8 protein-coding genes, 1 tRNA gene and 1 pseudogene are annotated in these 9025 nt (G+C 59.9%); 9 read left to right on the forward strand and 1 reads right to left on the reverse strand.

What is annotated here, in order from left to right:
- From NW835_RS02150 to NW835_RS02165, 4 genes and pseudogenes are all read left to right on the forward strand, one after another.
- A pseudogene (locus NW835_RS02150) lies at positions 1–393 on the forward strand (Rho termination protein); the annotation flags it as partial.
- A 259-nt stretch (positions 394–652) separates the two neighbouring features.
- Positions 653–793 carry a hypothetical protein gene (locus NW835_RS02155; RefSeq protein WP_414414409.1) on the forward strand — a complete coding sequence of 47 codons (141 nt, stop codon included), beginning with the start codon at positions 653–655 and terminating at the stop codon, positions 791–793.
- Positions 794–1022: 229 nt separating this feature from the next.
- A tRNA-Met gene (locus NW835_RS02160) sits at positions 1023–1096 on the forward strand.
- 73 nt (positions 1097–1169) lie between these two features.
- A complete protein-coding gene (locus NW835_RS02165; protein ID WP_414414410.1) occupies positions 1170–1466 on the forward strand; it encodes a BolA family protein in 297 nt (98 codons plus the stop codon).
- 4 nt (positions 1467–1470) lie between these two features.
- On the opposite strand, the gene NW835_RS02170 is transcribed toward NW835_RS02165, so the two are convergent.
- On the reverse strand, positions 1471–2595 hold the full coding sequence (locus NW835_RS02170; protein WP_414386061.1) for a PP2C family protein-serine/threonine phosphatase: 1125 nt from the start codon (positions 2593–2595) through the stop codon (positions 1471–1473).
- A gap of 481 nt (positions 2596–3076) precedes the next feature.
- On the opposite strand from NW835_RS02170, the gene NW835_RS02175 reads away from it, so the two are divergent.
- The 5 genes from NW835_RS02175 to NW835_RS02195 all read left to right on the forward strand — a co-directional run.
- On the forward strand, positions 3077–4774 hold the full coding sequence (locus NW835_RS02175) for a hypothetical protein (protein ID WP_414414411.1): 1698 nt from the start codon (positions 3077–3079) through the stop codon (positions 4772–4774).
- A gap of 82 nt (positions 4775–4856) precedes the next feature.
- Positions 4857–5897, forward strand: coding sequence for an NADP(H)-dependent aldo-keto reductase (locus NW835_RS02180; protein WP_414414412.1), 1041 nt, complete (start codon positions 4857–4859; stop codon positions 5895–5897).
- A gap of 146 nt (positions 5898–6043) precedes the next feature.
- Complete coding sequence (locus NW835_RS02185) at positions 6044–7522, forward strand: S-layer homology domain-containing protein (RefSeq protein WP_414414413.1); 1479 nt, start codon at positions 6044–6046, stop codon at positions 7520–7522.
- A 140-nt stretch (positions 7523–7662) separates the two neighbouring features.
- Positions 7663–8595, forward strand: coding sequence for a hypothetical protein (locus tag NW835_RS02190; protein WP_414414414.1), 933 nt, complete (start codon positions 7663–7665; stop codon positions 8593–8595).
- A 63-nt stretch (positions 8596–8658) separates the two neighbouring features.
- On the forward strand, positions 8659–9025 hold a 367-nt coding region (locus NW835_RS02195; protein ID WP_414414415.1), incomplete at its 3' end, for a DUF445 domain-containing protein.

Below are 9025 nucleotides of genomic sequence, written 5' to 3' on the forward strand. Positions count from 1 at the left end.
TCAGGCGTGGGCATGATGGGGATGGCCATGGCCGAAGTGCCTGCTGCCCCTTGGATGGCTTCTGGATCGGGCCTGGGGCTGTTCTCCGGCGCTTCCGAAGTCCTGCCGCGGCGCTCCCGCAAGTTCTGGCTGGTGGCTGATGCCGAGCTGATCGTCTACGGGGCCACGGAGCCGGATGCCACCGTCACCATCGCTGGGCGCAAGATCCAGCTCAACCCCGATGGCACCTTCCGTTTCCACATGGCTTTCCCCGATGGCAACATCGACTTCCCCATCTTTGCCGTGGCTGCCGATGGCGAGCAAAACCGGGAGATCCACATGACCTTCGACCGCCGCACCCTCTCCCGCCGCACCAACACCAAGGAGGAGGCTATCGAAGAACTGTTGCCTTAAAGGGCTCGCTCTTGCTTGCTCACCCCCCAGCTCTAGGGGGGGCTTTTTACCGGGAAGTGATGCGCGAAGGCCCCTGGCTAAAGCTAGGGGGATGAAGCGCTGTCTTTGCTTATCCGCTCAAGCGAGTGATGTTTCATGCTAGCAGGAAAGCCAAGCTACTCAACCGAACACCAGAGCAGTACCAAGCTCTGAATGAGGCCATTCGTATCCATTGAGTTATGAGTACAAGCAGTCGGGGTGGAAACTTTCACCTGACGGGATGGCCATCACCTTCACCGGCGGCAACCAGGCAGGTACCTTTGCTTTGTACTGCAACGGCAAAGCCAGCCAGCTTATCCTCGGCACCAACGCAGCACTCAACATTTTGCGCCGGGCCCTGAAGATGTTGGGAATTGAGTGAAACAGCGCCCAAGGGCATTGGGGAACTGCCTTGCAAGAGGGAACGCTTGGGGAGATGAGCACCGCTGCTGGGGAAGGGCAACCCAACTCAGCAAGTGCTGTCGTGGAACCCGGAACAAGAATCCCCGCCCTTTGGGGCTGGGGAGTATGTCAACGGTCGCTCCAAGGATCCCTGCCGGCAACTGGAGGCTTGCCGGCTTCTAGGAGAACAGGCTAGACTGGGAAAGCGCCGCGGGGTAGAGCAGCCTGGTAGCTCGTCGGGCTCATAACCCGAAGGTCACTGGTTCAAATCCAGTCCCCGCTATGAGAACTCAACATCTGCAGGCATTGGGAGAGCTTCTCTAAGTTGTCTTGAGCCGAAGCCAGGAAGACGGCGCATGGATCCGCAGGAAATCGAGGCGTTGATACAGGCTGCCCTGCCCGGCGCGAAGGTGCAGGTAGAAGATACAGCTGGCGACGGCAACCATTTTCAGGCCGTCGTCGTGGCTGAGCAATTCCAAGGCCTCCCCCTCATCAAACAGCACCGGCTGGTGAACGAGGCCTTGAAGCCCTACCTTCAGGATGGCCGTCTCCACGCCCTAGCCCTCCGTACCTTTACCCCTACCCAGTGGCAGCAGCTTCAGGGAGCAGATCCCGGCTCAGCTCCCCAGTCATCCCCCTTCCCTCCTTCTTGAGCTACTAGCCAAAGCTGATACGGAGCAGGGAAAAATCATCTTCAAGATCCGCCCTGCCGCGGAAAGATTGGATGTGTTGCAGAACGCGATCGAGGCCAATGCAGGCATGGGCGCCTAGGAACGACTTCCAGTTCTCCATTCCCCAGATCCCTTCCGAGGTGGACACTTCGTAAACCCCGTCGCTGAACACGTACAGACAACTGTTGGCCGGGATCCGCACTTCGTCCCTAGCAAAGTCCTGATCGGGCAAAATGCCAATGGGCAAATTGGGTGTTTTCAGCTCTAGGGGGATGGGATCTGATTGAGCAACCAACAGAGCGGGGGGGTGGCCAGCGCTGGCAAAAGAAAGCAAGCGAGATCGCGGCCGGTAAACCCCATACCAGAGGGTGAAGTACATGTCATGGTGGGATCCCATTTGGAAGGATTGGTTGAGGGCGCGCAACACCGCATCCGGCTGCCGCAGGTCGGTGTCGGGCAGGCTCTGGGAACGCAACTGGTTCATCACCGACACGGACAAGAGGGCAGATCCCACCCCATGCCCCGACACATCCAGAAGGTAAATAGCCAGGTGATCCTCGTCTAGCCAGTGGTAGTTAAACGAATCGCCCCCCAACTCCTGGGAGGGCAAAAAGCACCACTCAATCGCTATTTGGTGAGGTGAGAAGTCGGCCGGCTTGGGCAAAAGAGAACGCACATAGCTGGCCGCCTCGGCCAGTTCTGCCCGCAACCTGGCGGTTTGCTGTTGCAGGTCATAGCTGAGCTGGTGCAAGCGCAGCCCAGCCCGCACCCGCGCCCGCAATTCATTGGGATCGATGGGCTTGCTGAGGAACTCGTCTGCCCCGGCATCTAGGCCCTGGATGCGGTCTTCGACTTCGGTGCGCGCAGTGAGCAAAATAAAGAAGGTGGTGGAAAACTTGGGATCCGCCTTGATGCGCCGGCAGACTTCCAGCCCATCCATATCCGGCATCATCCAGTCACAGATAATCAGCCCCGGGGTTAGGAGATGAGCTTTCTCCAGCCCTTCCAAGCCACCGCTGGCCATCTCGACGGTGTAGCCCTGCCGCTCCAGGGATCGCTTCAACACCAGCCGAATCGTGGGATCGTCGTCCACAATCAAAATGGCCGTCATGCACCCTAATCCTGAATCAACCCGAATTAAGAACGCATCAAACCGCAACTCCCGGATAGACATACCGGTAGGCAGACCTTCTATCGTAGCTTAGGGGTTGGGCAGAAAAACTGGCTCGGCAAGAGGGGGGAAAGACTCAGCAACCTTGTCCACCAGAGCTAAAGTTGCGTATCGATCGGTGGAGCCCCAAAACCGTGGTTGCACGCTACCCAAAAGCTGACCGTTCCCAGATACTGGTACCAATAGATAACAGCGCGAGGTTTTTGGGCAGACTCTGCTTTAGAGACTTCCGTTGGACATAGAGACACAGATCACATCTTACCCATCCTTTGCCGGTCTAGAGTGACCTTCGAGGTTAAACGCCCTTTGCTGCATGAGTGCATCCCCCCTACCTTTATCTCCTCCGTCCGTTCGGGATTCGCAGGCGGCTTCACCCACGGCACCCCGCCAAGCTCCCAGGGGAGAAATCCGGCTGGAGGAGTTGGATGAGAAGCAATTGCTGGCCGGCCTATCGTCGGTGGTGCTCAACCCGGCAGCTTGGAGTTGCTTCAGCATCAGTGAAACCAGCCGCTTGCTACGCCCCCTGCAAATTTGCCCTGACTTGACCGGAACTCCCGTTCTCTCCCCAGGCGCCACTGCCGAAGTGGTCTATAAGTTCCTGCTGAGCGACGGTCGGATTGGAACCATGAAGGGGCTGATCTCGATCGAGGACTTTCGCAGCAAGCGGCTGCATTCTATTTACGAGGAGCTGCGTATTGAAGAAATTATACCGGTTTTTAACGAAGCGGTCGTTGTGCAGATCATCGATCAGTTGAAGCCGGTTTTTGCCCGCGACCTGGACGAGCTGCTTTGGCAAGAAAGCTTTTACTTTACCCCTCAAGATCTGCGGCAGCCGGAGTTTTTGCTGCGCGGCCTGCGACCCGAGGCGATCCCGCGCCGCTTTCGGCCCCACTTGCAAAGAGTATACTCCCAGATTATGAGGGTGTGTCGCAGCCTGCCCAACATCGCCTTCCAACTGTGTCTGCGGGCCTACTTGGAGTACAACGAGGTCAAAAACAAGCATCTGTTGGCAATTCTGCTCAGCAAGTATTTTTACACGCTCTATCGCATCGGTGGACTGGACGGTTGGGAAAGTCGGGATCCGGTGGAGGTGGGATCCCTGTGCTCTGGCGATCGGCGAGCTCGCTTGCAGGCTCTTTCTCACCTCTTAACCCTGGATAACGACAGCGACGAACCGCTGGCAAGCCTCGGTGGTCCAGGGCCGGGCGGCAGTTATTTCAGCGGAGAGGGGGAGCTTGCTGCTACCGAGGTGCCGAGCGCAGAAGCGATCGAAAAGCTGCGGCAAGATGTGGAGGCAGCGCGCAGCCAGGCCGCCGAGGCCCAGCAACTGGTAGCCCAATACCAAGAAGAGAAAAAACAAGAGCTCCTCAACCGCCTGCAGGATCCAAATAAGTTTCTCCTTTTCAGCCTCCACCAATTTTTCGACACTCTCTTGGTCTCCCTCCCTGCGGAGGTGAAAAGCGAGTACGGGGCAGCTTGGGTGCCGCGCACCTCCTACTTGGACGAGAAAGAGCGGGACAAGCTAACCCAGCATTTGCACTGGATCACCAGCGAGACCTATTTGCTTAGCATCCCCTTTGCCGAGGCAACAATCATCGGCTATTGGCGGGGTTTGGCCGATTCGTTCTACAACCAATGGGTTTTGAATCAGTACAAGCAGTTGCAAAGCTACGGAGTGGATCTGGAGCAGCAGGGCATCCAAATCCTGGAGCGAGAACAATTTTTGCATGAAGTGCAACTGCGCTTTGCCGCCCGCCATCTCGAGATTGTAACTCAAAATGTAGAGAAGATCAGCCAAATCGTGGTGGATAGCCTGGCCAAGCGGGTGGCCCTCAACACCAGTCAGCAAAGCTTCCAGGCGATGCGGGCCAAATTGACCACCGTTTTGGATATGGACATCTCCCGCAAGGACATGGGAGAAGTCAAGCGGCTGATTGACTACTTCACGGATGTGTTTTTGGGCAAGCAGGAGGAGCTGCGTTCTCCCTACCCAGTGGGGACCATCTTGCAAGTAAGGGCGGCCATCGAGGCCCGTCCCCCCGACAGTCGCACCCGCATTGGCCTGGAAATCCTAAACCAGATCTACCGCGAGTACATGCCTGTGCTGCAGCAAGAGTAGGGGCAGGGATCCCAGGGGCTGGCAAGTTTTGGGCACAATGGGGACTGGTGTGCTGTCTCGGGTTAGGAGATCGGGAGTTCCCATGCGCTACCGCCAGCTTGGCCACAGCCCTTTGCAGGTCTCGGAAATCTGTCTGGGCACCATGACCTTTGGACAGCAGAATACCTTGGCCGAGGCTTGGGAACAGCTCGATTACGCGGTGGAGCACGGGATTAACTTCATCGACACCGCCGAGATGTACCCAGTGCCGGCGCGGGCGGAAACCCAGGGAGCCACAGAACGCTACATCGGCGAGTGGCTACAACACCAGCCGCGGGAGCGCCTCATCATCGCCACCAAGATCACTGGCCCGGGGCGACCCTGGCACTGGATCCGCGGCGGGTCTCTCTCGATTAGCCGCAACAATCTTAAGCAGGCAGTGGCTGGTAGCCTCAAACGCCTGAAGACCGACTACATCGACCTCTACCAAATCCACTGGCCGGATCGCTATGTGCCCCTGTTTGGGGGGGTGGCCTATGATCCCAGCCAGGAGCGGCCCACCGTTCCCATTGCCGAGCAACTGCAGGGCTTGGCGGAACTGGTGCAGGAGGGCATGGTGCGCTACATCGGCCTGAGCAACGAAACCCCCTGGGGAGTCTGCAAGTTTTGCCACCTGGCTGAGCAGTTGGGCCTGCCCAAGGTGGTCTCGATTCAAAACGCCTATAGCCTCCTCAACCGCACGTTTGAGATGGGCCTGGCAGAGGTCTGCCGCCATGAGCAGGTGGGGCTGCTGGCCTACAGCCCCCTGGCCTTTGGGCTGCTGACGGGCAAATACCTGGGGGGCGCCAAGCCGCCGGGATCCCGTTTGACCCTGTTTGAGGGCTTTGGCCAGCGCTACCGCAAGCCCAATGTGGAAGAGGCCGTGGCCGCCTACGTACGCATTGCCCGCCAGCACGGCCTGACTCCTGCCCAGTTGGCTTTGGCCTTTGTGCGCAGCCGCTGGTTTGTCACCAGCACCATCCTCGGAGCCACCAACCTGGCCCAGCTCAAGGAAAACCTCAGTTGCCTGGAGGTGGAGCTGTCGCCTGAGCTCGTGGCGGAGATCGAAGCGGTGCACCAGCGCTACCCCAATCCTGCACCCTGAGCAGGCGACAAAACAGCCCGCCAAGGAGAACTTTTTGAGAACTTTCCTCGTCTGGGGCTATGGCTTGGATAACTAGGTCCGAGCTGGCCCCTCTTGAACTCACAAACCTCCCAGGGGCTCTCCTAGCAGATCGTGAGGTGTGAACAATGCGCAACCTTTTCCTTTGGCAGGGTTGGAAGACGGTAGCTCTGGTGGTAGGCTGCAGCAGCTTGGTTTGGATGGGGGATCCCGCTTGGGCGCAACTTTCTGATATCGGCACCTACTGGGGCGCCCAGTACATCGCCGGCTTGAACGAGCGGCAGATCATCGGCGGCTTCCCAGACGGCACCTTTCGCCCCAATGAGTCGATTACCCGCGCCCAGTTTGCTGTCATCGTTACCAAAGCTTTTGGGCTCGATACCAACGTTCCCGTACGCTCCTTTGCCGATCCCATTCCCAGCTGGGCAGCTCCCTCCATCGGCGCGGCGGCAGCAGCAGGGTTGGTTTCCGGCTTTCCCGACGGCACCTTCCGTCCCAACGAGGTCCTCACCCGTGCCCAGGCCATCACCGTCTTGACCCGCGCTGCCACCAACGGCAAGCTCCTCGAGGATCCAAGCCAAATTGACGCCATCCTGGCCGGGTTCAGCGATGCCAATTTGGTTCCCAACTTTGCCCGCGCCCCCATCGCGACAGCACTTCAAGAAGGGCTGTTGGTGCTCTACCCTGATCCCACCCGCTTGAATGCCCAGGCGGTGGCCACGCGGGGGGAAGTGGCGGCTCTTACCTACCAAGCGCTGGCCAAGGTGGGCCGGGTGCCCAGCCTAGACCCACCGGTGGGAGCTGCCATTCCCAGACCAGGGATCCCTACCGAGCTCCTTGCCCAGGTTACCCCCACCCCTGAGCCCCTGGCTACGCCGGACATCCCCGTGGAGCCGCTGGTGGAAACGCTGCCTACCGCGCCGGAAGTGAGAACTTTCTTGGCCCGCGAGGAGCTGGGATCCGTCAAACCGGGGGACACCCTGACGGTGTATTTGCTGGGATCCCCGGGGGCACAGGGGTCTTTTTCCATCCCCGGTATCGCCTACAACCTGCCGTTGCAGGAAACCCGCCCTGGCCAATACGAGGGCAGCTACACCTTCCGCAGCCAAGACCGGGCCTCGGAAGCGCCGGTGTTCGCCCGCCTGGAGCGGAATGGGCTGGTGACCTTGGTGCAATTGCCGGACAAAACCATCAGCATTGGGCAGGTGACCGACACCACCTTCCCCACCATCAGCGACCTGGCCCCGCCCAACGGAGCGGTGACCGACAACCCGCGCCCCGCCATCTCCGCCCGCTTTCAAGATGACCAGAGGATCGACCTCAATAGCTTTACCCTGCTGGTGAACAATGTAGATGTCACTGCCCAAGCCCAGCTCAGCCGCACCGGCTTTACCTATACCCCAGCCGAGCCGCTGCCCACCGATCGACCAACCTTGATTGCCGTCCAAATTGCCGATACTAGCGGCAACACTGCCATCCAGCAGTGGTCTTTCCAGGTGCGGGCCGCCCAGCCCACACCCACTCCGACCCCTACTCCAGAACCCACACCCACGCCGAGTCCCCAGGCTGGCGGGGAGCCTTCCCCCTCTCCTTCCCCTAGCCCCTAGGGAAAACCCAACCCAGCCCAGGCCTTCAACAGGTCTCAATAGTGTTTTAAGGGCCGCCGCCCCCTTAACCTCTACTAAATCTAGTGGGCACGAGCTGGTCAGGATGTTAAGCTACTGCCAGTTGTGACTGGACGGGATCCATGAGCTCAGCGTTGCAGCCGTTTTTGCCATCGTGGCAAAGGGTTGGCTTCGGGTGGCTGGTGAGTGGGGTGGGGTGGGCTGCGGCGGCGGCTGCAGTTGCCGCCCAGCAGTTTGAGTTTACTCCTCAAGCTCCTCAGCCGAATCCCGTCCCCACCCTGCCGCTGCTGAGCGCTCCATCTTCCCCCAGCTCTGCCACCCCTGATCCCCTGCCACCGGTGCCTCAGGTGCCACAAATGCCGCTGGATCCCGCAGCTCCGGCTGTGGATCCGATCCCGGTGGTGCCCGTTCAAGCGGCCCCAGGTGGACAGGCTCCGCCAGGCGAGGCCTATTCCTATCAACGGCGGCCCGACTTCAGTCCAGGGGGGAACCTGGCCGGGGCTGCGCGGGGCGAGTTGCCTGCCGGCACCCGCATTCCCCTCACGGTTTACCGCCCCCTTACTTTTCAGCCTTACCAGGCCATCAGCGCCAATCTGGAGGTTTCCGAGCCGGTGGTGGATCGCTTTGGCCAGGTGGTGATCCCGGCGGGGAGCGTGGTGTGGGGCACTCTTGAGCCGATCTACCGAGAACTCAAGTTTTCTGGTCAGGAGTCGGAGAGCGCCGATCCCCAAGAGCGGGTCGTCGGCAGCCGCTTTGTGGCTAACCGCCTCACCATCGGCTCTTCCACCTATCTCATTAGAGGCCAGTCTGCACCCCTCCAGGTCAGGTTGGATCGCAACGCCGACGTGGGCACTACCGTCGCCCGTGGGGCGGGCTATGGGGCGGCGGGCGGATTGGCCTTGGGAGTGCTCACGGGGGGATGGGGCTTTTTGCCCATCTTAGCCGGCGGCCTGGCGGGTGCTGCTGCAGGGAGTACCAACATCGACCGGGTGGTGACGCTGCAGCCCAATACGCTGGTGGAGCTGGAACTGAGCGAGAGCCTGATCATCCAGTAGCCTTGACAAAAAGCAAGCAGGAGCGGGTCGGTAGAGTAGAGAAGATCCCCCCAAGTTTGCTCCATGGCCCTTTGGACCTACTTCGTGCCCCCGCTGGCCGGGCTGGTGATTGGCTACTTCACCAATGACATCGCCATCAAGATGCTCTTCCGGCCCTATCGCCCCTACCGGGTTTTCGGCTGGCGCATCCCCTTCACTCCCGGCTTGATCCCGCAGAACCAGCCCCGCCTGGCCAAGCAGATTGCCAAAACCATCATGGGATCCCTGCTCACGCCAGAGGAGCTGCACAACTTGGCCCGCAAACTGCTGCAAACCGAGCGCATGCAGGCTGGGATCCGCTGGCTGCTGGGGGTGGCGCTGGATCGGCTGCAAAACCCCGAGCAACAGCAGCAAACCGCTCAGGTGCTAGCGCGCATCTTGGCCGATCTGT

Origin of the sequence: Synechococcus sp. OH2 (genome assembly GCF_047462155.1) — a bacterium.
Classification (GTDB): Bacteria; Cyanobacteriota; Cyanobacteriia; order Thermostichales; family Thermostichaceae; genus Thermostichus.